At 54.6% G+C, this 24,991-nt stretch carries 26 protein-coding genes; all 26 read right to left on the bottom strand.

Features of this window, described 5'->3' with window-relative positions:
* Nucleotides 1–42 precede the first annotated feature (42 nt).
* The 26 genes from ACGHCT_RS22290 to ACGHCT_RS22165 all read right to left on the bottom strand — a co-directional run bounded on the left by ACGHCT_RS22290 (nt 43) and on the right by ACGHCT_RS22165 (nt 24,893).
* Nucleotides 43–1,653 (bottom strand): recombinase family protein, encoded by a 1,611-nt coding sequence (locus tag ACGHCT_RS22290; RefSeq protein WP_009296474.1) that lies wholly within the window; start codon nt 1,651–1,653, stop codon nt 43–45.
* Complete coding sequence (locus tag ACGHCT_RS22285; RefSeq protein ID WP_009296475.1) at nt 1,641–2,897, bottom strand: recombinase family protein; 1,257 nt, start codon at nt 2,895–2,897, stop codon at nt 1,641–1,643. The genes ACGHCT_RS22290 and ACGHCT_RS22285 overlap by 13 nt, the downstream gene beginning before the upstream one ends.
* A gap of 60 nt (nt 2,898–2,957) precedes the next feature.
* Complete coding sequence (locus ACGHCT_RS22280; RefSeq protein WP_157138039.1) at nt 2,958–3,119, bottom strand: SHOCT domain-containing protein; 162 nt, start codon at nt 3,117–3,119, stop codon at nt 2,958–2,960.
* The gene (locus tag ACGHCT_RS22275) at nt 3,100–3,516 is read right to left on the bottom strand and encodes a hypothetical protein (protein ID WP_009296477.1); all 417 of its coding nucleotides are present in this window, start codon (nt 3,514–3,516) and stop codon (nt 3,100–3,102) included. The genes ACGHCT_RS22280 and ACGHCT_RS22275 overlap by 20 nt, the downstream gene beginning before the upstream one ends.
* A 49-nt stretch (nt 3,517–3,565) precedes the next feature.
* On the bottom strand, nt 3,566–5,158 hold the full coding sequence (locus ACGHCT_RS22270; protein WP_009296478.1) for an N-acetylmuramoyl-L-alanine amidase: 1,593 nt from the start codon (nt 5,156–5,158) through the stop codon (nt 3,566–3,568).
* Nucleotides 5,155–5,565 (bottom strand): holin family protein, encoded by a 411-nt coding sequence (locus ACGHCT_RS22265; RefSeq protein ID WP_009296479.1) that lies wholly within the window; start codon nt 5,563–5,565, stop codon nt 5,155–5,157. The genes ACGHCT_RS22270 and ACGHCT_RS22265 overlap by 4 nt, the downstream gene beginning before the upstream one ends.
* A gap of 65 nt (nt 5,566–5,630) precedes the next feature.
* The gene (locus ACGHCT_RS22260; protein ID WP_009296480.1) at nt 5,631–8,096 is read right to left on the bottom strand and encodes a glycosyl hydrolase family 18 protein; all 2,466 of its coding nucleotides are present in this window, start codon (nt 8,094–8,096) and stop codon (nt 5,631–5,633) included.
* Nucleotides 8,093–8,674, bottom strand: coding sequence for a hypothetical protein (locus ACGHCT_RS22255; protein WP_009296481.1), 582 nt, complete (start codon nt 8,672–8,674; stop codon nt 8,093–8,095). The genes ACGHCT_RS22260 and ACGHCT_RS22255 overlap by 4 nt, the downstream gene beginning before the upstream one ends.
* Nucleotides 8,675–8,683: 9 nt before the next feature.
* Entirely contained in the window at nt 8,684–8,878 is a 195-nt protein-coding gene (locus ACGHCT_RS22250) for a hypothetical protein (protein ID WP_009296482.1), read from the bottom strand.
* A gap of 18 nt (nt 8,879–8,896) precedes the next feature.
* Entirely contained in the window at nt 8,897–11,422 is a 2,526-nt protein-coding gene (locus ACGHCT_RS22245) for a phage tail spike protein (RefSeq protein WP_009296483.1), read from the bottom strand.
* Nucleotides 11,423–11,426: 4 nt separating this feature from the next.
* Complete coding sequence (locus tag ACGHCT_RS22240; RefSeq protein WP_009296484.1) at nt 11,427–12,203, bottom strand: distal tail protein Dit; 777 nt, start codon at nt 12,201–12,203, stop codon at nt 11,427–11,429.
* 14 nt (nt 12,204–12,217) lie between these two features.
* Nucleotides 12,218–15,148, bottom strand: coding sequence for a phage tail tape measure protein (locus tag ACGHCT_RS22235; RefSeq protein WP_009296485.1), 2,931 nt, complete (start codon nt 15,146–15,148; stop codon nt 12,218–12,220).
* 227 nt (nt 15,149–15,375) lie between these two features.
* Nucleotides 15,376–15,762 (bottom strand): hypothetical protein, encoded by a 387-nt coding sequence (locus ACGHCT_RS22230; protein ID WP_009296486.1) that lies wholly within the window; start codon nt 15,760–15,762, stop codon nt 15,376–15,378.
* Complete coding sequence (locus tag ACGHCT_RS22225; RefSeq protein WP_009296487.1) at nt 15,762–16,364, bottom strand: major tail protein; 603 nt, start codon at nt 16,362–16,364, stop codon at nt 15,762–15,764. Before ACGHCT_RS22225 ends, ACGHCT_RS22230 begins: the two co-directional genes overlap by 1 nt.
* A gap of 3 nt (nt 16,365–16,367) precedes the next feature.
* Nucleotides 16,368–16,709, bottom strand: coding sequence for a hypothetical protein (locus ACGHCT_RS22220; protein WP_390437513.1), 342 nt, complete (start codon nt 16,707–16,709; stop codon nt 16,368–16,370).
* A complete protein-coding gene (locus ACGHCT_RS22215; protein WP_009296489.1) occupies nt 16,706–17,137 on the bottom strand; it encodes an HK97 gp10 family phage protein in 432 nt (143 codons plus the stop codon). Before ACGHCT_RS22215 ends, ACGHCT_RS22220 begins: the two co-directional genes overlap by 4 nt.
* The gene (locus tag ACGHCT_RS22210) at nt 17,130–17,465 is read right to left on the bottom strand and encodes a head-tail adaptor protein (RefSeq protein WP_009296490.1); all 336 of its coding nucleotides are present in this window, start codon (nt 17,463–17,465) and stop codon (nt 17,130–17,132) included. The genes ACGHCT_RS22215 and ACGHCT_RS22210 overlap by 8 nt, the downstream gene beginning before the upstream one ends.
* Before the next feature lie 3 nt (nt 17,466–17,468).
* On the bottom strand, nt 17,469–17,780 hold the full coding sequence (locus ACGHCT_RS22205; RefSeq protein WP_009296491.1) for a head-tail connector protein: 312 nt from the start codon (nt 17,778–17,780) through the stop codon (nt 17,469–17,471).
* A 16-nt stretch (nt 17,781–17,796) separates the two neighbouring features.
* Nucleotides 17,797–19,008: a phage major capsid protein gene (locus ACGHCT_RS22200; protein WP_009296492.1), complete on the bottom strand. Its 1,212-nt coding sequence runs from the start codon at nt 19,006–19,008 to the stop codon at nt 17,797–17,799.
* A gap of 13 nt (nt 19,009–19,021) precedes the next feature.
* Nucleotides 19,022–19,711, bottom strand: a complete 690-nt coding sequence (locus tag ACGHCT_RS22195; protein WP_009296493.1) for a head maturation protease, ClpP-related — start codon at nt 19,709–19,711, stop codon at nt 19,022–19,024.
* The gene (locus tag ACGHCT_RS22190) at nt 19,708–20,997 is read right to left on the bottom strand and encodes a phage portal protein (protein WP_009296494.1); all 1,290 of its coding nucleotides are present in this window, start codon (nt 20,995–20,997) and stop codon (nt 19,708–19,710) included. The genes ACGHCT_RS22195 and ACGHCT_RS22190 overlap by 4 nt, the downstream gene beginning before the upstream one ends.
* The gene (locus ACGHCT_RS22185; protein ID WP_009296495.1) at nt 20,994–22,595 is read right to left on the bottom strand and encodes a terminase large subunit; all 1,602 of its coding nucleotides are present in this window, start codon (nt 22,593–22,595) and stop codon (nt 20,994–20,996) included. The genes ACGHCT_RS22190 and ACGHCT_RS22185 overlap by 4 nt, the downstream gene beginning before the upstream one ends.
* 96 nt (nt 22,596–22,691) lie before the next feature.
* On the bottom strand, nt 22,692–23,633 hold the full coding sequence (locus tag ACGHCT_RS22180) for a hypothetical protein (protein WP_009296496.1): 942 nt from the start codon (nt 23,631–23,633) through the stop codon (nt 22,692–22,694).
* Nucleotides 23,626–24,105 carry a hypothetical protein gene (locus ACGHCT_RS22175; protein WP_009296497.1) on the bottom strand — a complete coding sequence of 160 codons (480 nt, stop codon included), beginning with the start codon at nt 24,103–24,105 and terminating at the stop codon, nt 23,626–23,628. Before ACGHCT_RS22175 ends, ACGHCT_RS22180 begins: the two co-directional genes overlap by 8 nt.
* A 12-nt stretch (nt 24,106–24,117) precedes the next feature.
* Complete coding sequence (locus ACGHCT_RS22170; protein ID WP_009296498.1) at nt 24,118–24,429, bottom strand: hypothetical protein; 312 nt, start codon at nt 24,427–24,429, stop codon at nt 24,118–24,120.
* A gap of 110 nt (nt 24,430–24,539) precedes the next feature.
* Nucleotides 24,540–24,893, bottom strand: a complete 354-nt coding sequence (locus ACGHCT_RS22165) for a hypothetical protein (protein ID WP_009296499.1) — start codon at nt 24,891–24,893, stop codon at nt 24,540–24,542.
* Nucleotides 24,894–24,991 lie beyond the last annotated feature (98 nt).

The following is a 24,991-nucleotide window of genomic DNA, read 5'->3' as shown; positions in this document are numbered from 1 at the left end:
CGACGAAAGCCCGCAGGCCAAAACCTGCGGGCGACTTTTTCATTATGCAGCTTTCCATATTTCAGCGGGTATCTCAACCTCTTGTCCGTCGCGGAAGGTAAACACCAGCCGCATATCCTCATATACCGTCACAAAATCCACTGTGGAATACCAAAGTTCCTCGTCAAATTCTGTTACCAGCTCGGCGCTGCTTTCCAGCCTTTCGAGGAACATGGCAATTTTCGTGCGCTTGGCGTTGCGCTCCAAACGAAGCTCGCCTATTTCTGCCAGCCGCTTTCTTGCCGCCTCGTACCTGTCGCAGTATCCGGTATACTTCCGCTCATATTCCCCCTGATCCATAGCCTTCTGCGCATTGTCCGCAATAATCTTACGGATCAGGCCCATAGCAACCTCGCTTTCATTTTCAAGCTGCTCCTGCTCGGTATCAAGATCGCGAGTATCGGTCAAAGCCTCCATGACTTCCTGATATGCCTCTATGATTTCCGCCCGACTGCCAAGTATCTGATTGAAAGCGGCCAGAAAAGCGGTTTTGATTTCTGCCTCGGTAAGATGGGGCGTTTTGCAATGCTGGCCCCGGTGCTTCTCGTTGCACTGCCATACCAGAGCGCGGTGCGGGGTGTTCGAGTGCCATACCTTACTGCCGTAAATGCCGCCGCACTCGCCGCAGGTCAGTTTCCCGGAAAAGGGATGCAGGCAGCTCGTAAACCTGCCGTCTTCCTTGCGGCGCTTCAATTCATACTGCACAAGGTCAAATTTCTCCGGCTCGATAATGGCCGGGTGGCTGTTCTCTACATAATACTGCGGCACTTCGCCCTCGTTGACCTTGCTTTTCTTAGTGAGAAAATCCACAGTGAATTTCTTCTGCAGAAGCGCGTCCCCTTTGTATTTCTCGTTGGTGAGAATACTTTCCACTACCTTGCTCCGCCAGATTTTCTTCCCTCCCGGCGTAATGATACCTTCGTCGGTCAGATATGCCGCTATGGCCGAGGGTGATTTGCCATAGAGGAACAGGCGGTAAATGAGCCTTATAGTAGTGGCCTCCTCCTCGACGATTTCCGGCAGATTGTCTGCGCCTTTTCGGTATCCGAGAAACCGACCGTATGGAATACTTACCTTGCCATCCGCAAACCGCTTACGCTGGCCCCATGTCACATTCTCTGAGATGGAGCGGCTTTCTTCCTGCGCCAGCGAGGACATAATGGTGATAAGCAGCTCGCCTTTTCCGTCAAGGGTTCGGATATTCTCTTTCTCAAAGAAAACCTCAATCCCTTTTTCTTTGAGCTTCCGTACTGTGGTTAAGGTATCCACCGTATTACGGGCAAAGCGGCTGATTGATTTTGTAATGATAAGGTCAATCTTCCCGGCCAGAGCGTCCGCCACCATGCGGTTAAAGCCTTCGCGCTTTTTGGTATTCGTTGCGGAAATGCCCTCGTCCGTATACATATCAACAAACTCCCAATCTTCCTTTGACTGGATATATCGGGTGTAATAATCCACCTGCGCCTCATAGCTGGTAATCTGTTCTTCGAGGTTTGTGGATACACGGGCATAGGCCGCCACCCGCAGCTTCTGTACCTGCGCACCCGAAGGGCTTAGCGGTATGCTGTTTTTCTTGGCCGGAATGACCGTAACTTTTGCTGCTACTGCTGGCATGATTTTGACCTCCTCCCATAGCGGCGGTCTGCGTTCTCCCATGGCCGCTCTATGATATGCCCGTCATAGAAAATGAAGGCAAGTATGCGGTTCTCCCACACCTGTATCTCCTTTACCTTTTCCTGAAAAATATCACCGTCAAACTCCGGCAGGCCCAAAACCTCAGCGGCAATGGCCTCCAATTTCTGCTCCTGTATAATCTTGGCGTCACAATGGGCCTTTCCCTTTCGGTTATAGGTACAGCAGAGCCACGCATAGACCTCTTTGCCCCGTAGGCGGTGAACATACCGAGCGCCACATTTCCCGCATACAATACGGTGGGAAAACGGATACTTCCCAAGCGGGCCTTCCTCTTTCCGCCGCGCATATTCCGCCAAGACCTTCTCATAGGTTTCCCGGTCAAGGATAGCCTCGTGGCTGTTCTCTACATAAAATTGTGGCCTCTCGCCGTCATTCTTCCGGTTATTCTTTGCAATCGGATCATCCACGAAGGTTTTCTGTAAAACCATGTCCCCGGCAATTTTCTCATTGCAGAGCAACTTTATGATATGATAACCAGTAAGCGCCGCGCCCCGCGTCCCAACGGCCCCGGCCTTGGCAAAGGCCCGCTCAATTTCAATCGGTCTGGCCCCCTGCAGATACATAGCGGCGGCCATGCGCAGAAGCTCCGCTTCCTCCGGTACAATCACCAGCCTGTTGTTTTCCTGCCGGTATCCATACATCTCAACGCTCCACGCAAGCCCCTGCCGGAAATTGGACTGAACGTGCCAGCGGATATTCTCGGATACAGAGCGGGCCTCCTCCTCCGCATAAGCAGCGAGGAGGGTAAGCAGAAACTCCCCGTCCTCGCCGAGTGTGTGGATATTCTGTTCTTCAAAATACACGTCCACGCCGATCAGCCGCAATTCCCGGACAGTCTGCAAGGTCGTGACGGTATTGCGGGCAAAACGGGAAATTGACTTGGTGATAATCAGGTCTATGTCCCCGGCCCGGCAGTCTGCCAGCAGCTTTTGAAATTGCCCACGGGTATCCTTTGTGCCGGACAGAGCTTCGTCCGCATACACACCAGCGTATTCCCAGCCGGGCGTTTTTTGTATCAATGCGCTGTAATAGCTTACCTGCGCAGATAATGAGTGGAGCATGGCATCCTTGCCGCAGGATACCCGCGCATAAGCGGCCACGCGCTTCTGCTTGGGAACCTGCTGTACTGCCGCCATGTTCACTTTTTTAATTGTGCGTTGCATATTACGCCCTCCTTTCAGGACACTGATGTTATAGGAAGCCACCCGAAAAAGAAAGGCTTTTCAAAATAAAAAGCCGCCTAAAACCGGCTTAAATTTTTCTTTTAATCGGGCCTCAATGCGTACCAGATCAGCGTCATTTATCACACCCTGCCGGAGCATGGAACGGGCCACGGCAAGGGCCGCCTGATACTTTTTCTCCCGTTCAAACTGTTCCTTTGTCATGGCCGCCTCCTTCCCCGAACCGCGCCGCGATATAACAGGCATGGGAACAATATTTCCTCTTTTGGTTTCCATAGCTCTTAAACTCCTCCCCGCAATGGGCGCAGGTCATAAGATAAAATGCTTTTCTATCCACAAGCTCCGGGTGGGTCTTCCACCATGCCCGGCGGCAGGCTTCAGAGCAGAATTTTCTTCCTTTCCGTCCTGGTAATTCCGCAAGGGACTGGCCGCAATGGCGGCAGGCCGTAACCGCCTCCTTAGCAGCTACACCCGTTAAATGATTGCGGCGGCAGAAGCTCTTGACCGTATTTTCGGAAAGCCCCAGCCGTGCGGCAATCGCGCCATAGCCGAGCCCCTCCATACGGAAGAAACGGATTTTTTCTTTTTCAGCGCCAGTCATGGTGTTATCGCCTCCTTTGAAAAAAGCGGCCCCGAAGGGCCGCACAAATTTACTTAGCCGGGATTTTCAAAACCTGCCCGGCATAGATCACGTCCGAGGTCAGGCCGTTCAATTTCTTGATTTCCGTATAGCGGAGGCCGCTTCCCAGCTTACGGGAGGCAATTCCCCACAAAGTATCATCCTTTTGGACGGTATAGGTAGTGGCTGCCGCCGTACCTGTATAAACCACCTTGCCATTCTCGTCAAAGACCGAGTATCCGGCGTTTTCGTCCGCGCACCGTTTGGCATTATCCAGTACGGCAAACGCGCCCTTTTGGGAGGCGGCGTCGGCCCAGCTCTTGCGTACCCGGTACAGTCCGCTTTGGGTGGAGGTTGTCGGGTAGACCTGCTGGCCGGTGCTGTTAAAGACCGCATAGCCGGGATTTTTGTCCGTCAGCGCCTTGGCGTTCTCCAACACTGCAAATGCGCCAAGCTGGGAAGCGGCGTCGGCCCACGATTTCCTTACCCGGTACAGATTGTCGGCATTGCCGGAGGCCCCGACGATCTTTTCCAGAATGGCGAGGATTTTCGCCCCGTATCCGGCACCGGCGGCCCAGCCCTTGCCCTGCGGATTTTCCTGAATCCCCAGCCATTCCACATAAGGCGCACAGCCGCGCGTTACATAGGAAAAGCGCGGATCAACACAGGCGTTTGCCAGCTCGTCCGTGGAGGCATAGGCTTTGAGGTGTTGCACCTGCGCCCGGATACCGAGCTGGGGCGTGTCAAAAGAATTGCCCTTCATGCCATTACTCGTGACGCCCATACCGCAGAAATTATTCTGGTCGAGCGTTACGGCAGAACCGGAAAAGCCGAAGTTCCCGGTTTCCAGACAGGATTGCGCAAAGGCAATGTCCCCGCGCACACCCTCGGCCTTGCCTTCGGAAAGGTATAACGGGATCATATCAAGGACAGCCTGCGGCACAGAAGGATTAGCCGCTTTGATATAAGCCTGCATCTGCTCTTTTGTCGCAATGGCCGTCCCCATAATCTTTGTGTAACTGCCGGTATCCTCCGCATTGCCGGAACCTGCCATAGCCGCCTTTACTGCCTGCCGGAAGCCGTCCATGGTGTAGCCCATGTTAAGCTGGCTCCATAAATGCTCCGGGTCGCCATGGTTGGAGGCAATCCCCCGGCTGTGGCCCTCCCGGTGGCTAACGATCACGCCGTCCGCCGTAGGGTTCAGGCCGTACTCCTTACAGAGATAGGCAAACAGCTCCACCGCCGCCTCATACGTCCGTTTTGCCACGGCCCGCGCCGTCGCCAGATCAGAACAAGTAAAAGACGAGCCGCCCGTATATTTGATACAGGCAGGCTCGCACATTTCCACGCCAATATGAGTGTCATTTCCGCTCCCTTTACTGCCGGAGCCGCAATGCCAACCCCGGTGGTTCCAAGGGAGCGTCTGATGGATAGCCGCGTCGTTCCCGTCGATAAAGGCGTGGACGCAGGCCCGGTCATAGCTGGCACTGTTCCAGCTATTGATAAAGACAGACGCCTTCGGCTGCGGGCAGCCCACAGAATGGAGCATAAGCCCTTTTACTGTAATTTTCCTCCCCGCCGTATAGCAGGGATTCCGGGTTAAAATAGACTGGATCAATTTCATTTTGTACTATCCTCCTTATCATGGAGCTGCGCCAGAACGTCCTTCAATTTCTGCGGAATCGGCAGGCCCATGCGGGCGGAATTTTCCAGCAGGCTCACGCCCTCGTTGGAAATGTAAAAGAAGATCACCGCCGTTCGCAGAGCGTCCCCGCTGCCGATAATCTGGCTGTCGATCACATGGCCCACACCGACCATAATGAAGATCAGCACCTTTCGGAAAATGCCCTTAAATCCTACCTCGCTGGATAAGCTCTTATCCACAACGGCGCACATTACGCCGGTCAGATAGTCAATCACCACAAAAGCGATCAGGGCATAGAAAAAGCCGTCCAGTTCCCCGAAGAACCAGCCCAGCCCTCCACCAATGGCGGCCAAAGCCACCTGCATCCAGTTCCATACATTCTTCATGTTCCAAATCCTCCTTAAATTTTGATATTGAAAAAGGACGCACAAGGCGTCCTCATTTCCGGGTATTAAGTTATCTGTTTCGGCAAAGCCTCCCACAGCCGCATATCTTCCTGCCCCAAAGACCAGATTGCAATTCCCCGCAACTTCCAGCGGTAAGCCGCCTCGTTGGCCCAATAGACCAGCGAATCCACGTCCTGATAATACAGGATAGAAAAACCGTCCGCGTCCCCAAGGAACAGCCGGGCCGTCCATAAATTGATGTCCTGCGGGATAATCTTCACCGGGTAATCGCCGCCGCAGGCCAGCGCCATGGTGTGGGAATGAAAAAAGTCATAATCAAGGGAAATATCCTCGCTCCGGGTGGCCGTTTCCTCCACGTCGGAATTTACCATAAACACCTGAAATTCCTCGTCCCATGAAACGCCGGAGCGGGCAACGCGGCCAAAGCTGGTGCGCCGTCCGTCCGGGTATTCCACCATAAAGCACTCATACGGCTCATAGGCCCAAGCGTCCCCGGCCCGCAGCAGGTCGCAGACAATGGCATTGTCCGCCTGTATCCCCGCATAGCCGCTGGTGGCGCTCACCGTTGCCGTAAAGCGCAGCGTATAACTGGAACCGGAGTATACCCGGACGCGGTTCCCACGCTTGCGCATCTCAATGGTGTATAATGTCGGGGCGCTATGGATCGCGCTGGCCGGGGTCTTGGAAAAGGCTGCTGCATAGCTTCCAAGGAGAGAGGAGCCTTGGTACAGCTCCACCCGCTGGGTATCGAAGTTTAAGCAGCAGAACAGATTTCCGAGGAATATCCCGGCCCGCCCGCCGCCATTTTGCGGAAAGCCCACCCGCGCCCGGATATGCAGGTCAGAAAAGCCCTCATATTTCCACGCCAGCTTTCCGGAGCCTTCCAGCAGGGAATAGGGGCGGCTTTCAAAATAGCCCTCCCGCCATACCGACCACTTCCCGGAAAGCGTCGTCCAGAAGCTCTCCGGCAGCGGATTTTCGTCCCGGAAGTCCTCATACCATACAAGGGCAGAATCAGGCTTGCGCCGCAGCATTTCACAGGTCAGCTTGAAGCCCTTATCCGGCGTGGCCGGGTTCCCATCCACGTCCAGAAACTGCCTCGGCGAAAGCATAAAGGACACCTCCCCGGCGCTGGGAGCCTCTGAAAAGCTGCTGCATACCCGGAAGCCGTAAAACTGAACGCCGGGAACACCGCCGTTAATCGTCAGGGTATGCGTCCCCGCCGAGAGGTTCATGCGCCCAAAGGAAAGCCAGCAGGTTCGCCGCCAATATGGCCACCATAAGCGGCTCTCCGAGAAGGTCTTAGCGCTTCCATCCACCGTTACCCGCAGGGCGTTCTTATCCCAAAAGGGAAAGCAAAGCCGCACCGCTATATCATAGCTGCCTGCACTGGCAATGGAAAAGCGGAACACCGCCGAGCTTCCTTCCCCAAGCACCGTCATATAATCAGAAACGGATACCACACCAGAATAGGAATCCGGTGTGCCGCCGCCCCGGTCAAGATAGACCGTGCCAAAGGAAGCCTTCTGCTCCTTGCCGTAGGCGGTCAGATAATGCCTGCGGTTATAGGTTCCCGACAGCAGCGGATATTCATAACTTACTGCGTCCTGTCCTTCCATGTAGTCGTATACCTGCGGGAGCGCCCACGGCACCTTGTCGTAATCATCCCAATATGCCACGATAGGGATGAAAGGCTGGGGCGGCTTGTCGTCGGTAAAATTGTAGCCGCCGGTCATCCAGAGCTTGGCGGCATAGTAGGTGTTAGAAGTTCCCCGGTAGGTCTTGCCAAGGTTCTCCGGGGTATCATATATCTGCCAGTTCCAGCCATAGCCCGGCAGGCCCATGAACAGCTTCTCCGGGTTCATAGCCTGCGCCGCGTAATTATAGATGCCTTCCAGCCAGCTCCGGGGCGATACTGGGCCGGGCGCACTGCCAGCCCACGCCATCCCATAAGACATGATAGAAGCTGTGTCGCAGTATGCGTCGAGGTCGGCATATACGCACCAATTCTCCCCGCCGACGCTGCCCTGCACTCCGGTCATGCCCGGCAGGCAGATATTAACGAGCTTGGCGGGGTTATAGGCTTTGACCGTCCTGTAAATATCCCGGAACAGTGCGTTTGCTGCCGACCGGTTTTCATATCCGCCGCCGCGCTCCAAATCAATGTCTACCCCGGCGCACCATGGATACTTCCCCATGATCCGCACGATTTCCGATAAAAACTTATCTTTCGCCCCGCCCGTATTGTTGCGAAGGGCTGTAAAAATGCTGGCGGTGCCGTGGTTCATAATGGTCAGCAGCCACTCGATATGGGGCCACTTATTGATATAAGGTAGCATAGTGGAAATACTTGTGCCAGTTTCAGTTATGGCCCCGGAGGCATCCACCTCAAAGGTAAAAATCCCCACGGTATCCAGCCTGTCGCCATAATCCCGCAGAGCCTGATACATCCGGCTGTTTCCCATGAAGCTCCACACCATGCACCGCTTGCCTTTCAGATAGTCCCTCACAGCAGATCGCCTCCTTCCTGCATTTCCTGAAATTCAAGATAGAGCCTTGCAGACTTGTGCGCCTCCAATGTTACCGGGTGCTTGCTGTCCCCGGCGGCAGTGTACTGGAAAAATCCATGCTTGGCCGCAGGCTCCCCATTTTGCAGACATTCCCGCGAGGAGGCCAAAAGAGCCAGATCATCCCCGGCCCGTACCGCCTGCGGAAATACCGCTTTGTGTGCGCCCGCGCCAAGTGCAAGGGAAACACTGCCCGCCGCCATATCCTGCACCGGGTAAATATGGGCGTCCAGCCCTGCCGTTGTAGAGCCGAGATTAAACAGCACCACCGTTTCCGCCGAGCGCACCACGCCATTATAAAACCGGGGCGGAATAATGGCCCCGCTCTCCCGGTATTTTTCCAGCAGGGTTTCCGTATGGATCACATAACCGGTCAGCCTGTCGCCCTCCTGTACCATAAGGTCGGTGAAATAGATTGTTCCGGTACAGTCGGAAATCAAAGGCTTCACGGTAACGCTCACTACCCGCTGCTCCTTTTTTGTCAAAAGGGTTTCTGAAAACCGTGTAAACTTTGCCGCCATGCCTGCCCCCTAACCGTCCTGCGTCCATTGTATCTCGCTCACATGGCCCACCCAGCCGGTGGCAATGGAGCCGCCCTGCAGGAGCATATCCGTAACATATACTGTCCCGGTACAATCGGTGACGCAGAGCCGGACGGTAATGGAGCGCAGGCGTTCATATCCCTTCGGGGATAGGTCGGCGGCCATCTGCATAAAAAAAGCCATAGCCAGCTCCTTCCTATATTAAAAGAGGTCAATGAACCGCGTTTCCGTGGAACCGTCCTCATATTCAAAAACAACTTCAATCCCGACCTGTCCGTTTGGCCCTTTTTTCAAATCCTCCGAGGCAATCTGCGCAGAAAAGGTATAACTGCTGCGGCTGGCCGGGTAGACCGTCTGCGCAAGGCTCTTAGTCATGCCGGATACTCCCACAGCCTTAAAGCAGGCCGTACCGGAAACGCCGTTTGCCACGTCCACCTCAAAACCGGAATTGAGCCAGTAATTCATGCCGCTGTCGGCGCGGGAATTTCGCAGGTGGTTGAATGGTACAAGGTCTTTTACCTCCTGCCGGTCAATCACATCCGTAGAAGCCAGCATATCTGCTGCCTTATCCCATTGCGCCGAGGAATCCCCCAGCTCCCGCAGGGTCGTTGATAATTCCAGCACGGTTTTCCATGGCTCCTGCAGATTGTACTGGCGGCGCACCACGCGGGTTTTTACGGAAAGGTTCAAATCCTTATCATCCACCGTCACAATATCGCCCAAATCCCACGCCTCATGTTCATAGCCGGTCAGAGCCGACAAGTCCATAGCCGAGAGGACATAGGAAATCCGGGGCTTTGCATACTGCGCAAGGCGCATCTCTGCAAATTCCAGCATTTGATACGGGTTTGTGAAATTCGAGCAGTCCAGCGTGGAAATACGAACCTCGCTTGTATAGGAAAAATCCTCCACATATTCCCGCCCGTTATTGATAGAAGCAAAGGTCATTCCATCCTTGCCGTAGGCGTAGAGCCGGGTGACAAGGCTTCGGGTATCCACTACCCGCTGAATGGATTTCAGGTTTTTCCGATATGCGAACAACGCCCCGCTGTCCTTCCCGCCAAAGGTAAGCAGGTGGACGAGGCGGTTTGCACAGTCAAAAATCAGATCCCCGCCGTGGATATTCTGCGTGGCCCGGAGGATGGAAAGGGCGTTTTTCTCGCTGCACGTCCACGTCCTCTTTGTGGATACCGTAACCGTCCCCACCGCCCAGCCAGTGCCGGAAAGGGCATGTCGCATGGGAGCCTCCGCCGTATCCGCATTGAAGTCCGTTTCCGCTTTTTCTTCGGAAAAGGAAAGGTCATAAAAGGCGGCCTCCGCATATACCTGCGTCACGATCCGTCCGTCTGTGTCCTTGGTATCCGTCAGGGTTCGGATACGGTACACGTCATTTACAATCTGCACCTGTTTTTCATTATCCAGCGAGGCCCGTTTGGGATCATGGAAAGGCAGATAAAATTCCATGGTATCTGCGCCGTTTACCTCGCTGGTGACAACAATATCAAAGGCGTTCTCCAATACCGCCTCCCATGCGCCGTTTTTATCCAAGACCACAGGCCGGGCAAAGCCCAGCTTTTCATAGGGAGCCTTGGGAATATCGTGGAGCTGGATTTCCTGCACCTTTGGCGTCCGGGCCGGATCACTTGTTGTCAGGGTAATGCGGAACCGGATATACTGCCGGTTCGGGGACTGCAGCTCACCGCTGGCTCCTACTGCCTGCCAGCCAGACCATTCCTCCAAATCGTCGGAGGTTGAAGTTTCAATCAGATCAATAGCCGTCGTGCCTGCTGTATATTCACTGGCGACGGATACCCGTCCCGTCCCGGATAAAGCACAGGATACAGCTCCGGTAATGAGCTGGCCGCTGGCTGGATAATTCCCGCCGGAGCCTTTCCGCAGGGTAACGCTGCCCGGCTCCGATATGGCGTCCACATCTTCCTCCATATCCCCGCCGTTGGCCGAAAGAGAGGCTTTGAAATATTCCACCAAATCATCCGCTGTAAGGGCTGAATCCGTATCCAGAAACCAGTCGTCAAAGCCGCCCGCATAGTAATATTGATTTGCGTGCATCCCCATGATAAGGTCGGCCACGCAGGCGCGGTTCAGCTCTCCCGTCCATGTAAGCGGATCGGAAGCCCAAACCTGCCCGGTGCCTCTGTCACCTATCACATAGGCCGCCCGCTTATGATCCGGCTCTATAAGTGCCGCGATAAAATACCAGCCATTATTTACCAGAGAAAAAGGCGGCGTTACCGATTCGTCCAGTATCAGGGAGCCGGAGGCATTGTAGAGCATAAGTCTCGGCTTCCCCCGAATCAGCGACAGGTAAAAAATCGGCTGACCCGGCCCCTGCCTTGTGTTGAAAATCGGGCAGTAAGTATTTCCCACTGAGTAAGTAGTGGGGTTCATCCAGCCGCCTACAGCAATGCAGGCTCCAAGATTCTCAAAAATCGAACCGTCATTGACGGCCTGCAGATAGGTTTTCTCGCTGGTGGGGTTAGTGATATTCAGCCGGAAATATCGGCCCTTCTGTCCCTGCCGCATACTGGCGCTTGTACCGCTCCAATTTATGACGGTAAAATCCCGGCCCCGCCCGGAGGAATCTGCAAGGCGGTTATTGCTGTCCGGCGCAGCCTCATTGAAACGCCAGAGGCCGGAGGCCGCATGATCCGCCGGAAATTCCCCTGTGAAATCCTCCTGCTTTGTCAATATGCTTTTTACCGCCATAGCCTCACCTCCATCTACTCTTGGCCTGTATCCGAAGCTCCGAAAAGGAAGCCCCGCCCACCGTCTGTATCGCCACCGCGTTCATTCCCCGGCGGAGTATGGGAAAATTAAGCTCCTGCAGGCAGGGCAGGCCGTTCCTTATGGTGTTGCCCGCGCTGTCCGTCACCTTGGCTGTTACCATTCCGGTGTCGATCACCAAAATCTCACCCGCAGATAACGGCCCTGTGATCCGAAGCTCCTCGCCATTTGTGGTAATTGAAACATAACTTGAAGTCCCCGAAGGGATAGCCCCGCGCAGGAGATAGACCGGCTCGGAATCCATGTTCCCGGTTTCCCTCACGGCCTCATGTGTCCCCAAATCGGAAAGCACAAAGGCTTCATCATCCAGCGCATAGGCATAAGGATCAGGACAAAGGAACCGCAGGGAAAAAGCCCCCGCCGCCCTAAGCAGCCGTTCACAGTCCACCGCATCCGACAGCCGGGCCATAAAATACCGATCCGGCACATCATCCAGAACAAGCTGCTTGGTTCCCGCCGTCGGGTCGAGCCATGCGGCCACCCGGTCTAAAATCGCCACCATATCAGTGAAGGTTTTTTGCGGGTAGACATTGCAGCTTACATCCACATACCGCTCCCCGCTGTCTGTCCCGAAATCCGCGAGGCCCGCCTTACCAGGGACGGTTTCCGTATTGCTCCGGAGCGCAGGCGACACCTGCCAGCCGGTCAGGTGCGCCCGTATTTTCATTGATTGAGAAGATATTCCGTTGTAGGAAAAGCCCATAAGCACACCCTCCTTTATGCTGTGATAATGCGGCCCTGTGCGCGGGAACCGACCTGCATGAGATTATAAAGCTCCTGCGAGATTTTCCGTATATCGTCCTCGCTGCGCACAATCATCTGCTGAATGGTAATGAGCGAGCCAAAGCCAGAGGCCTGCGCCCCGGCAACGCCTGTCATGCCATCCGTTACGGAGCGGACGGAAGCGTCGGCATCCACATGGAAATCGGTGGGGATTGAAGTTTTCATTTCCTCTGCCAGATTTTCCATAACGCCGGAGATTCCCTCGCTCAACCCTTCTGCGGCTTTGATTGCCTCGCCGCTGTTATCCTCAATGGAACCGGCAAGGCCCTCCACCAGCATTTCACCAATCCACGCCATTTCCGTGGACGGGGAATGGATACCGAAAAAGCCCTTAATCTTTCCCATAAGGTCGGAACAGAATCCGCTGACTTTTCCCCATAGCCACGACAAGGCGTCACCGATCCCGTTCCAGATGCCTTTAATCAGGTTCAGTCCAATGCTCGCCATCTGCGACGCGCCGCTTGCAAAGCCCTTCACGATTGCCGCAATAATCTGCGGCACCGCCTTTACGATCTCCACAATAATCTTCGGGAGGTTCGTAATCAGCGCCACGAAAAGCTGGACGCCTGCCAGAATGATTTTATCTATATTCCCGACAATGGCATTAACAAGGGAAGTTACAATCTGCGGAATGGCTGCCACTACCGTCGTAATGATCTGCGGCAAATTCTGTATTAAGGAAATCAGCAGCTTCACGCCTGCGTCAATAATCTGCGGGATACTCCCAAGCACCGCCGTTACCAGCCCGTCAATGATCTGCGGGATTGCCGCCACAATGGCCGTGATAATTTCCGGCAAAGCCGAAATAAGGGAAGTTAAGAGCTGTATCCCTGCGTCGATAATCTGTGGAATCGCGCCGATCACAAAGTCTACAATCGCAGTAATAATGGAAGGCAGCGCCGCTACCAGAACGGGGATTGCGTCCAGAAGGCCCTGCGCCAGACCGGTAACAAGCTGTAAAGCCGCCTCCAATATCAACGGCAGGTTATCCGCCAGCGTCTGGACAATCGTAGTGATCGCCTGCACAATGGCGGGGATCAGTGTGGGAAGGGACTGGCCGATTCCCGTGGCAAGGGTAACAACAATCTGCGCCGCCGCTTCCACAAGTGCCGGGAGCGCAGAAACCACGCCGTTCAGCAAGGTCATAATAATAGAGGTCGCGGCCTCTACCAAAACATCCAGATTATCCATGAGGGCAGAACCGAGCGTCTGAACAATCTGCATCCCCATATCCACGATCTGCGGCAGGTAGTTCCCGACCATCAAAATGATTTCAGAAAGAGCCTGCCCGATTGCCTCGCCAATCTTCCCCCAATCTCCACCTGCTTCCCGCAGGTTGTTGGTGAAATTGCGGATCACCTCAATCGAATCGGACATTAAGGTCTGCTTGAAGTCCGCAAAGATAGAACCGACCTCAATCTGCATCCCTTCCATGGCGGATTCAAAGGAGCGGGTCGTACCGGCAAGCCCGGCCTCCATTGTCCCCGCCATATCCGCTGCGGCCCCAGCGCAGTCGTCGATCTGCGCCGAAAGCTCGTCAAACCGCCCCGTTGTGGATGCGAGCAGGGCATTGACCGCGTTTAGGTCGGTTTTATTGAAAATATTATTGATAGCGTTGGTGCGCTCGTCCTGCGACAAATCGCCAAGGCTGGCGTTCAAATCCGCCATGATCTCGTCAAGCTGGCGCATATTGCCCTCGGCGTCATAGACCGAAACGCCAAGGGAAGTAAGCTGCGCCGCCGCCTTATCCGTCGGGGCGGAAAGGGAAAGCATGACATTACGGAGCTTAGTTCCGCCCTCCGCGCCCTTGATACCATTGTCGGCCAATACGCCGAGGGAAGTATTTAAGGTGGTAAGCTCCTGCCCGGTAGAGGTAGCCGTACCGGCGCACACAAGAATAGCCTCGCCAAGCTGCTGGACGCTGGTGTTGGATTTCTGCGAGGTCTTTGCCATCTGGTCTATGAATGTATCCAGATCGTCCGTTTCCATCTGCAAGGCCGACATGGCGTCGGTCACAAGGTCGGAGGTAGTAGCCAGCTCCATGCCGCCCGCCGCCGCAAGGTTTAAGACCTTTGGCAGCGTTTCCACCGCCTTGTCTGCGTCGTATCCGGCAAGGGCAAGGTAATTGAGCGCCTCGCCTGCTTCCGAGGCAGAGTACCGGGTAGAAGCCCCGGCCTCCTTCGCCGCGTTGGTCAGCTTTTCGTATGCGTCGCTGCCGTTTGCAATCTCCTCCTGCGTGATCCCCATGGTAGCGGCCACCTGCAGCATGGAATCCTCAAACTCCGCATACACGTTCACACAATCGTTGATCTTTCCTGCCGCGCCCGCAACAGCGGCTCCAATAGCCACCACAGCAGCCGCAAGGACGACGCCGATCCCTTTTGCAATGGAGCCGAGCTTTTCAAAACGGCCTCCGGCATCATCCGCCGTATCCGCCGCGTCGTCCAGCTCGTCGGAAAAATCCTCGGTGGAATCCTCCGCGTCCTCCATCCCGTCCGACATTTCATCAATGGCCTTTTCGTTTTCGGAAAGCTCCCGCTCCATATTGTTCAGAGCAGCTTCCGCATTGTTGAGTTGAATCTGCCAGCTCTGCGTCCGCCTGTCATTTTCGCCGAAGGAGGAGGCCGCATTTTCAAGGGCAGACCGCAGGGTTTCAATCTTCTGTTTTTGCGTTTCTATCTCTTTGTTCAGGACAGTATTCCGCGCAGAAAGAGCCTCCACGGATTTATCCTGCTTATCAAACTGCGAGGCCACCAGCTTCATTTCCGAACCTAAGACCTTAAAAGACTGGTTGATCTCCGAAAGGGCTTTCTTAAATTCCTTCTCGCCCTCGACGCCGATTTTCAAGCCAAAATTGTCTGCCATGAGTACGCACCTCCTTCCCGGCAAAATTAAAAATTATCTTCAAATCCCGTAAGGGATAATGTCGTCAATTAACAGCTCCCGCTTCGGCTTTGCAAGGCCGGTAAACTGCTTATGGCACTCCCATAAATCCATGAGATAGCCAAAGGGCATGAGCCACGCCTCCTCCTCGGAGCGCCTGAGTGGAACCGTTGCATAATAAATCAGCCGGATAAACAACTCCTCGTCGCTTACCCGACCGGCACGTTTTTTGGGTCTGCCTCACTCTCAATATGGCGCTTGGTTCCCCGGTACATGGCCTCCATGATCGCGTCCTTATAGGTCGCAAGCTCCAACGGGGAAGTGAGAAGCTCCACCTCCTCCGCCGTAAGTAGGGGCTTCGGCTCCTCCCTATGGCGCAGGTTATAGACCAAAATGCTCTGGTTCGCCAAAAGCACGATAAGCCAGATGATTTCATCCAGCGCCATCTCAAAATTCTCGGATTTCATCAGCTTCGTGCCGAGGTTTTCAAGACCGCCATAGCGGCCTGCGATTTCCTTTGTGGCCCGCGTCGTCAAAAGGAGCTGGTACTCCTCGCCACCCACCGTGATATTTGCTGCCCGTTCCTGATTCTCCATCACTCATTGCCTCCTTCCGCCGCGTCATATTCCGGCTCATAAACCGCTTTATACCAGCCGGAAATAGTGCTGGCCTGTACGCCGTTGTCGTCCTCGTTGACCTCCGCTTTCCACGGATGCTCGTTTCTCCCGTCCACCTTATTGCGGCGCAGGATTGTGCCCTCAATGGTAGGCGTGGAGAAAGTAATGGAATCCCCCTTGGTCTGCAAGTTCGTTCCGGGAACCGCAAATTTTACCCGGTACAGCCAGAAATAGCGGTATGTCCCGTTTGATTTCCGGGCGCGGAAGCCCACCGCCACCGGCGCACCGTCATTTTCACTGGCGGAAATAAGGACGCCGTTTTTATCCGCCCTCGCCCCGGTCAGGGCTTCGGCAGAGGTCACGCCAATATCGTCCACGCCAAGGGACAGGGTGCCGCTCTTAAATTCCTTTACAATCTCCGCCGCGCCATCGTCGGCATATAAAGTCGCCTCGTTCAGCTCAATCGAAAGCTCGGCGGTCATAGCTTTTGCCAGCATGACCGGCAGGCCGTAAGTTTCGTCGCCGTTTTCATCCTCGGTAATCGGGGCGTAAAACAGCTTGTCAAGTCCAATCGTTGCCATGATCTAACCCTCCATTTCATAGTGCTTCGCCACATCTATGGCGTAATGATGATAGCCGGTGTCGTCCTCGTGAACGATATACCGGCGGTCAGTAATAGAAAAGTCCGCAGCCAGCAGGGCGCGGACAATCGCATTTTTCTGTTTGGTATAGCTGCCCTTTTTGAAGAAGGAAAGCCGGGCCTCCTGCACTTCATACTGCGGCAGGTTGTCGGCGTGATAGCCGAAACTGTCTGACAGGGGAGTAACCACCAGATATTCCTCTGGCGGTGTATCCTGAAAAACGCCAGTTTCTATGGGGATACCCAAAGGGGCCAGTGTATCGTTCAAATCTTCCAACAGACTCACAGCTTTTCCACCTCCTTCTCAAAGGCGGCTTTCATGGCCTCGATACAGGGCGCACGGGCCGCTGTTTTCGCCGGTTTGAGGAACGGCTTTGCAGGCTGCCCGCTTTTCCCGTATTCGAGGACGTTGGCAATCATGGCATTACTGCGCCCGTCCGAGCGCGGTTCCGCAAAACCAACCTTCACGTTGTAATCGCCGTCCCGGTCAATCTTTGCCGGGGAAACACCAAGGGCCGAAAGCAACGCGCCGGTAGAGCGGGATTGCTCTTTGGTATCGCGGCCAATGACCGCCTTCAAATTCGCCCGCACTTTTTCCTCCACGACCTCGCCGCCCGCTTCTAATACCTTGGGAATAATCTCGTCGGTCTTATCCCCCAGCCGGGAGAGCCGAAGCAGGAAATCCTCCGGCAGTTTGATCTGTACTTTAGCCATTCGCCGCCACCACCTTTTTCGCTAAAATCTCCACATACATCCCGCGCCCCTTTACATCCTCCACGCTGGTAATGTCATACCGGCAGCCTTCGCAGAGCAGAAACAGCTTTGTTGTGATCTGCAGGCCGGGAATGATACGGAACCGGAACAGGTCGGTTGCCTCCGAAAAGGCCGCCCGGTTGGCCCAGCGTTCGCTCCCATGCCGGGCCTCATGGTAGGCCCGAACCGAAGCCAGCACGGTATCCCTTGGCGCAGAAAAGCCCTCGCTGTCCTTTACATTCTCCCTTAAAAGTATCTGGATGGGCGTGCGCATTTTTCCAAAACTCATAGGCTACACCCTCCAATCCCGGTCAAGCTGTAACAATCGGTTCACCGTATTCCATACCTGCTCACTTGCGCCAACAAAATCACCAAAGAAGCCGCCTGTGCTGCCGTCCCGGCTTTCGTAGAAATGGGACGACAGCATGATAACGGCCTGCTCGGTGGTGGGCGGCATGGGATTGTCGGCATAATGGCCCGTGGGGATATGCTGGTAGCTCTCCGCATAGGAAACGGCGGCTGTAATGTAGCTTTGCAGCAGCGTGTCGTCCTCGTCATGGGAGAGAATCAGATTTGCTTTTACTTTTTTCAGTAATTCCTCCATACCGCCACCTCATTCCTTACGTTGCGGAAGTGCTTTTCTGCTGCAGCACCTTCACCGCCTCCGGCAGAATCAGCCTGCCATCCACGCGCTGGGTCGCAAGGAAGCCCACCTGCCCGGTCGGGGCAAACAACTCGCCAAGGCGGCGGAAAGAGCGGCCCTGCCTGTCGGCCACCCAATAATAGGAAAGGTCGCCAAACAGGACAGACTTTGCACCGGCTTCCAGCGCAGGCATGAAAGCAGAAGTATAGACTGGGCGGCCCATGAGGGTATCCGGGGTCGCGGCGGTAAGGGAAGGCTGCCACAGATACTGGCCATTGCTGTCTTTGAGCTTTCTAAGGGCCTTTACCGAAGCGTCGTTCATAAGGAACACCGCGCTTTTCCGGTAAGGCGCTTTCAAGGAATAGAACAGGTCAAAGATTTCATCCGCCGTAAATGCCGCAGCCGCCGCAGCGGTAACGCCAATCTCTGCGCCGCCTGTTGCCGCCAGCACACCCAGCGGCTTGCCGGTGCCATCCCCGGTAAAGAAGGCTTCCTCCTCCTTGTTCCCGATCCGGCGGGCAAATTCACGGGAAATGTAGGCTTCGAGGTCAAACACGCTGTCGTTAATCAGCTCCTCGGAAACCTTAATCATAGTGCCGAGCTTGTAAGCCCCAATGGATACCTGAGAAAAGCTGTCGTCGCTCTCCGGGATCGCGCCCTCCTCGTCTACCCAAGAGGCCGTCCCCTTGGAAGCCACCACCGGGATCTTCCGGTCGCCGGAGCTGGTCTGGATCACATGAGCCAGAGTACGGAAAATGTTCTGCTCCTCCAACGCCTCCACTAAGGTGCGCTCAAATTCATCCGGCACCAGATAGCCGCCCTCGGAATCCGTCCCGATCTGCAGGGCGTTCAAAATCTCATGTCCGGGCATTTTGCTCCTCATAGCGTTCCAGAAGGACTTCCGGTATTCCGCAGAAGCACGGCCCGCTTTCTCCTCTCCGGAAGGAGCGGCAGGCTTTCCGGTGATCGGCGTATTGACGGGCTTGGAAAGTTCCACGTCCAATGCCTGCTGGCGTTCCAGCCGGTCAATCTCCTTTCCCAGATTTACAACGTCGGCCTCCATCTTGTCATAGGTCGCCACATCCTCGGCGGACAAAAGGCCGTCGGCCCCGCGCTTGGAATCCAGAAAAGCCTTCGCGGCCTCCCACGCCTTCGCCCGTTTCTCCCTCAGTTCCAAAATCTTGTTCATAGTAGAATCCTCCTTAAAATTTCAATAAATTAAGCCGCTGATACAGCGGCTCGGCAGGTTGTTTCTGTTCTGTTTGCTTATGCGGCAATTTGTTCAGCAGGCTGTTCGTTACCGCCCGGCGCGAGAATGCGAAGCTCGCCGGTTTGGGCGCGGTATCTTCCTGCGCGGCAAATAGCAGGTCGTTGGCAAAGCCGAGTTCCACGGCTTTGTGTGCGGACAGCCATGTTTCCGCGTCCATGAGGTGTGAGAGCCGCGCCCTCGACAGCCCCGTTTTGATTTCATAGGCATTGATGATTGACTCCTTTACTTCATCCAGCATGGCAATCGCTTTCTTCATTTCCTCCGAATCGCCGATTGCCACAGTCAGCGGGTTATGCACCATCATTAAGGCTGTGGGTGCCATGAGGACAGTGGTTCCGGCCATGGCGATCACGCTGGCCGCGCTGGCGGCAATGCCGTCGATCTTCACCGTTACCGCGCCCCGGTAGTCCATGAGCATACTGTAAATCTGAGAAGCCGCGATACAGTCGCCGCCCGGCGAATTGATCCAGACGGTAATATCGCCCTCCCCGGAAAACAGCTCCGCCTTAAAGGCCGCTGGCGTTACATCATCGTCAAACCAGCTTTCCTCGGCAATGGTGCCGTTGAGATAAAGGGTGCGGCTCTCGTCCGAGTTCCGCACCCAGTTCCAGAATTTGTTCACTTGCTTTCCTCCGTTTCTTCTTTATTTTCCTGCGCTGTCTTTGCAAAGGCCCCGGCCTCCGTCAGCTTTGTCATGGAGCCGTTTACCAGATACAGGTCGCCGCCAAGCTCCGCCGGGATACGGTCAAGGTTTTCCAGTTCCCTTATATCGTTGGCGCTCATCCAGCCATTCTGCCGGGCCACCGCATAACCGTTCATGCGGCTTTCATAATCCCCGCGCAGAAGCCCCTCCACATTGAAGCGGATAAAATACTCCTTCTTCTCGCTGTCCGAAAACAAACGCCGCGCCATGCTCTGTTCCCAGCGCATAAGCCACGGCTCCAAGGTATACTTGACAAATTCAAGCGATTGCTGCTCAATGTTGGAAAAGCTGGATTTCTCCAAATCCCCGATCATGTGGGGCGGCACCCGGAAAATACGGGCAATCTCGTTGATCTGGAATTTCCTCGTTTCGAGGAATTGTGCCTGCTCCGGTGAAATTCCAATGGGCTGATATTTGAGGCCCTCCTCCAATACCGCGATCTGGTGGGAATTTGCGCTGCCACGGAACAGCTTGTTCCAGCTCTCCCGCACCTTATCCGGGTTTTTCAGTACGCCGGGATGTTCCAGCACACCGCCCGGAGCCGCGTCGTTGGCGAAAAACTTCGCCCCATATTCCTCCGTGGCAATCGCCAGCCCCACGGCATTTTTCGCCATAGCGAGCGGTGAATATCCAACAATCCCGTCATAGCCAAGGCCGGGGATATGAAGCACTTGATCCGGAGGCAGATATATCTGCCCGTTTTCGCTGTCCACCGGGGAATCGTCAGAGCCGCGCGTATAGAGGTAATAGAGCTGCCCCTTGCTGTCCCGGTCAACCGTCATTTTGGAAGGCATCAAGGGATACAGGCCAATGACCTCGCCCTTGCCGTTTCGGATAATCTGCGCGTAAGCATTGCCATATAGCAGCAGGTGTCCCATCAGCGTTTCCCGGAAATTGAACGAGGTCATTTCCGGGTTCGGTTCATCATGGAGCAGATGGTATAGCGGATGAGTGAGCGCCTTTTCTTTATTGCCGTTCTCCCCGTAGTGGTACACATGGAGGGGAAGCCCCGCCACCGCTTCGGAAAGGATACGGACGCAGGAATATACTGCGGTCATCTGCATGGCCGTCCGCTCATTCACCGGCTTTCCGCTGGTAGAGCTGCCAAAGAAAAAGGAAAAGCGGCTGCCTCCCAGCGCGTCCTTCGCCCGGCGCATATCCTCCGGTTTATCCCGCGCTGAAAACATCCGTGTAAAAATATTCATATCAGCAAAAGCCCCCTTTCATCGTAAATGGAAGCGCCGGTCATACCGCCACCCCGGACAGCCCGGTCAAGGGCCATAATGGCCGCCACCGCGCCGTCGATCTTCTCCGTGGATTTCTCTTTATCCGGCTTCAAATTGCCCGCCGGATCAGTGCGCACATGAATGTTGTCCATCATCCAGCGCAGTACCGGGTGGCCGCCATGGGCGAGCTGTTCATCCAGCGTTAGGCGCATAAGCTCCTTTGTGGGCGGCGACATATCCTTAAAGCCCTGCCCGAAGGGAACCACTGTAAAGCCAAGGCCCTCCAAGTTCTGCACCATCTGCGCCGCGCCCCAGCGGTCAAACGCGATTTCCAGAATGTTGTACTTTGTACCAAGCTCCTCAATGAAGGATTCGATAAAGCCATAATGCACCACATTCCCCTCGGTGGTTTTGAGATACCCCTGCTTCTCCCACACGTCATAGGGAACGTGATCACGACGCACCCGAAGCTCCATATTATCCTCCGGTATCCAGAAAAACGGAAGAATAGCGTACTTGTCGTCCGAATCCTCCGGCGGGAATACCAGCACAAAGGCCGTTATATCCGTTGTGGAGGAAAGGTCGAGGCCGCCATAACACCTCCGGCCCCGCAGAGCCTCCGCATTGACCGCAAAGGCGCATTTATCCCACTTTTCCATAGGCATCCACCGGACGGCCTGCTTTACCCACTGGCACAAACGAAGCTGCCGGAACAGGTTTTCCTCGGCGGGGTTCTGCCTCGCACTCTCACAGGCCGCTTCCAGCTTTTCCACATCCACCGTGATACCGAGGGACGGGTTAGCCTTGGCCCACACTTCATGGGAAGTCCAGTCGTCTGCCTCGTCTGCGCCGTAGATCACCGGATAGAAAGTCGGGTCAATCTTCCGTCCATCCAGAATATCCCGCGCTTTCTGGTGTACCTCATAGCAGATCGAGTTGGTATCATTGCCCGCCGTAGTAATGAGAAAATACAAGGGCTGCTTCCTTGCGTCGCCGGAGCCATGGGTCATAACATCATAAAGCTGGCGATTGGGCTGCGCATGAAGCTCGTCGAACACAACCGCATGGACGTTCAGGCCGTGCTTGGTATAGGCTTCTGCCGATAACACCTGATAGAAGCTCCCCAACGGCTTATAGATCAGCCGCTTTTGGGACAGCACCGGCTTAATGCGGGATTTCAGCGCCGGGCATTGCTCCACCATGCCGCAGGCCACGTCAAAGACAATCGACGCCTGCTGCCGGTCAGAAGCACACCCGTAGACCTCGCCGCCGTATTCCATGTCCCCGCAGGTAAGGAGCAGTGCCACCGCAGCGGCCAGCTCCGATTTTCCCTGCTTCTTGGCAATCTCCACATAAGCGGTATTAAACTGGCGGTATCCGTTAGGCTTCACAATACCGAACAGGTCGCGGATGATCTGCTCCTGCCAGTCGATCAGGTCAAAATTCTGCCCGTACCACTCACCCTTGGTATGTTTCAGACAGCCGATAAAGGCAACTGCCAGTTCCGCCAGCTCCTCGTTATAGCGGGAGCCGTCGGCCATGAAACGGGTGGGCTGGTAGGTCTTTAATTTTCGCAATGGCAAACGCCTCCTTCCTGTAAATTGCCATCAAAAAAGGAACCTCCCCGAAAGGAAGTCCCTTAAAGATAATTTTTAAGTTTTTACTGGCCGGGCCTATTTACCGGCTTCATACAATACATTTCTGGCGTAAGTAATGCGGAGGATTTCCCCCGGCGTATAATCTGCACTCCGCCCAAAGAGCTGTTCAAATTTCCGGCGATCCGCCGCTACAATACTCCATGAATTATAGTGACTGCCGCAATCCCCGCGCAGGGAGAAAGCCTCCGTTTTGAAGGTAAACTCCGTTTCGTTTTTGCGTATGGTGACATTGACCGTCTTTGCCGAGGTCGTCGCCATTGCCGCCGCGATTTTCTTAATGAGATGCACCGGGTTTTCAGTATCCGCCAGAATAGCCTGATATTCCTTCAAAACCGCATCATTATACAGAAAATCGTACAGCATACTTTCCTGATTTTCCGCGATATAGCTCTCTGCCTGCTGGCCTGCATAGCCCTCCGGGTCGGCGATATAGGAAAGAAGCGAATCCTCCTTCCATTGATCCGGGTCATAGCGGCAGGAAAATACCGGCAGCTCAAAATCCACTGTATCCAGATAGTGCTTACGGGCGGCTTCCGCTGCACTGTATTTGAGGGTATATTCCAGTTGGTTCAAAAGCCTGCCGTCCGTAAGCTCCGTGATTTGCAGGTTCTTCCGGTCATTGCCGATAGCCGCCTCCACCTTTTCCCGGACAGCCGCCTTTAGCCGCTCCCGGAGCGCCTTGGCAGAACGTGCTTTCAAAGGCTCCGGGTTCTCCTCCATGCTGGTAAGGTCATACTCTGCGTCATAAAGCAGGCCGTCCTTCCGGCAGTAGATTCCGGCATATTTGAAGGTGCTATTCCGTACAAGGCCCTCTTTGTTATACTGCCGCTGACAGAACAGATATTCAAAGTCTGCGTTTTTCTCCACCCGGATCAGAATATAATTGTATCCCTTATCCTGAAAGCACCAGGGGCCAGCGTCACCGGAAACCAGCCACCTTGAAAATAAATCATTCATGCTCTTTACTCCTTCCCGCATAATCCAGATGTTTGCATTGCTCCACGGTAGCCGCCAGCATATCCGCCAGCAGGGTTTCAAATTCGCCCCGGCGGATTAACTCTCCAAAGGTCACACTTTCAAAGGGGAAGTAGGCCCCGGCCTCATGGTCGTACCGGCACGTCCACCATTCGTCGCCGCCGTTCACCTGATTGCAGAAGAACAAGTCCTTATATACCACACCCTGCCGTATGCTCCAGTTCCCATGCTCAAAAAATAACTTCAACATGGCAATGTCCTCATACTCGCAGAACGTATAGGGGCTGTCTAATTCTAAACAAGGATCATCCATAAACGCGAGGCCGTTGCGCTTTACCCAGCAGTTGCGCTGGCATAAGGCCACCAGCGTTTTGTGCAGCTCCGGGGATATGTCCTTTCTGGCGGCCCTCATGGGGCCGTATGTTCTTTCATATTCTTCTCTAAAATCGCTCATAGCTGCCCCTCCTTACATGGCATACCCGGCGCACCGGATGATTTCTTTGATTGCGTTCATTGCCCGCTTGGGGCTGGAATAGTCGCGGGTGTCAGTATGCCGCCCGTTCTCAAAAAGCTGGATGATGGGTACACCGAAACTGATATACGCCGCAATCCTGTAAGTGCTTTCCTGCTCGCCATAGAAAGCAACCGGTACGGTATGCCGCCATGTGCGCTCATAGATAAATTGTCCGTCGCGGGCAGTCGCTCCGAGATACTGAAAGCCGTTGTCGTGCATGAGCTTCTCAAAGGCCGCCTGCTTCATTTCTGCTGTCTGTTTCATAGGGAAACCTCCTTTGTTTGATGTTGTCAGAGATTACTCTGGAACACCCAAAAAGACAAGGCTCCACAACAAAAAAAGCCCGGAAATTCAGGCTTTTCTTTCGGTTTATTTTAATAGCGGGAATGAGCAATATAAGCGATTTCCCAAATGGCGTCCCGCAGGCCGCTCTGGATTGTCTGCTCTGCGCCAACCTGCGGATTGGGCTTTCCCTCCACCACCATATAGCACTCAATTATATCACCGTCCGGCTTGCGGGCGTGAAGCCATTCCATGTCCGGTATAGAAGAATCCAGATCAATGATGAAGCAATTTTCCTTTTCCTCTAAATAGTCCAGATAGCCCCAGCGGATACGGACGCGGCTCTTGCCGATACTTTTCACCGACCAGCGCCAGTTTTTATCCTTCTCGTTTTCCTTCGCTACCAGCTCGCGGATATAGTCCTTGTAATTTCGTAAGTCGATCATGGGTAATCCTCCTTGTTTTTGGTGTGACACAGATTACTCTGGAACACCCTATAAGACAAGGCTCACCGACGAAAAAAGCCCATTTTCGAGCTTTTTTC

The organism is Lactonifactor longoviformis, assembly GCF_042848515.1.
In the GTDB taxonomy this organism is placed as follows: domain Bacteria; phylum Bacillota; class Clostridia; order Lachnospirales; family Lachnospiraceae; genus Lactonifactor; species Lactonifactor longoviformis.
The sequence above is the reverse complement of the archived record's forward strand: the minus strand, read 5'-3'. Positions and strand labels throughout refer to the sequence as shown.

Coding starts and splice junctions, on each gene's coding strand:
- ACGHCT_RS22290 (WP_009296474.1), bottom strand. CDS start 1,653: ATGCCAGCAGTAGCAGCAAAAGTTACGGTCATTCCGGCCAAGAAAAAC.
- ACGHCT_RS22175 (WP_009296497.1), bottom strand. CDS start 24,105: ATGAGCGATTTTAGAGAAGAATATGAAAGAACATACGGCCCCATGAGG.
- ACGHCT_RS22255 (WP_009296481.1), bottom strand. CDS start 8,674: ATGGCGGCAAAGTTTACACGGTTTTCAGAAACCCTTTTGACAAAAAAG.
- ACGHCT_RS22250 (WP_009296482.1), bottom strand. CDS start 8,878: ATGGCTTTTTTTATGCAGATGGCCGCCGACCTATCCCCGAAGGGATAT.
- ACGHCT_RS22205 (WP_009296491.1), bottom strand. CDS start 17,780: ATGGAGGAATTACTGAAAAAAGTAAAAGCAAATCTGATTCTCTCCCAT.
- ACGHCT_RS22275 (WP_009296477.1), bottom strand. CDS start 3,516: ATGACTGGCGCTGAAAAAGAAAAAATCCGTTTCTTCCGTATGGAGGGG.
- ACGHCT_RS22270 (WP_009296478.1), bottom strand. CDS start 5,158: ATGAAATTGATCCAGTCTATTTTAACCCGGAATCCCTGCTATACGGCG.
- ACGHCT_RS22180 (WP_009296496.1), bottom strand. CDS start 23,633: ATGAATGATTTATTTTCAAGGTGGCTGGTTTCCGGTGACGCTGGCCCC.
- ACGHCT_RS22240 (WP_009296484.1), bottom strand. CDS start 12,203: ATGGGCTTTTCCTACAACGGAATATCTTCTCAATCAATGAAAATACGG.
- ACGHCT_RS22190 (WP_009296494.1), bottom strand. CDS start 20,997: ATGAATATTTTTACACGGATGTTTTCAGCGCGGGATAAACCGGAGGAT.
- ACGHCT_RS22280 (WP_157138039.1), bottom strand. CDS start 3,119: ATGACAAAGGAACAGTTTGAACGGGAGAAAAAGTATCAGGCGGCCCTT.
- ACGHCT_RS22265 (WP_009296479.1), bottom strand. CDS start 5,565: ATGAAGAATGTATGGAACTGGATGCAGGTGGCTTTGGCCGCCATTGGT.
- ACGHCT_RS22215 (WP_009296489.1), bottom strand. CDS start 17,137: ATGGCTAAAGTACAGATCAAACTGCCGGAGGATTTCCTGCTTCGGCTC.
- ACGHCT_RS22210 (WP_009296490.1), bottom strand. CDS start 17,465: ATGAGTTTTGGAAAAATGCGCACGCCCATCCAGATACTTTTAAGGGAG.
- ACGHCT_RS22235 (WP_009296485.1), bottom strand. CDS start 15,148: ATGGCAGACAATTTTGGCTTGAAAATCGGCGTCGAGGGCGAGAAGGAA.
- ACGHCT_RS22165 (WP_009296499.1), bottom strand. CDS start 24,893: ATGATCGACTTACGAAATTACAAGGACTATATCCGCGAGCTGGTAGCG.
- ACGHCT_RS22200 (WP_009296492.1), bottom strand. CDS start 19,008: ATGAACAAGATTTTGGAACTGAGGGAGAAACGGGCGAAGGCGTGGGAG.
- ACGHCT_RS22230 (WP_009296486.1), bottom strand. CDS start 15,762: ATGGAGAATCAGGAACGGGCAGCAAATATCACGGTGGGTGGCGAGGAG.
- ACGHCT_RS22170 (WP_009296498.1), bottom strand. CDS start 24,429: ATGAAACAGACAGCAGAAATGAAGCAGGCGGCCTTTGAGAAGCTCATG.
- ACGHCT_RS22245 (WP_009296483.1), bottom strand. CDS start 11,422: ATGGCGGTAAAAAGCATATTGACAAAGCAGGAGGATTTCACAGGGGAA.
- ACGHCT_RS22285 (WP_009296475.1), bottom strand. CDS start 2,897: ATGCAACGCACAATTAAAAAAGTGAACATGGCGGCAGTACAGCAGGTT.
- ACGHCT_RS22225 (WP_009296487.1), bottom strand. CDS start 16,364: ATGGCAACGATTGGACTTGACAAGCTGTTTTACGCCCCGATTACCGAG.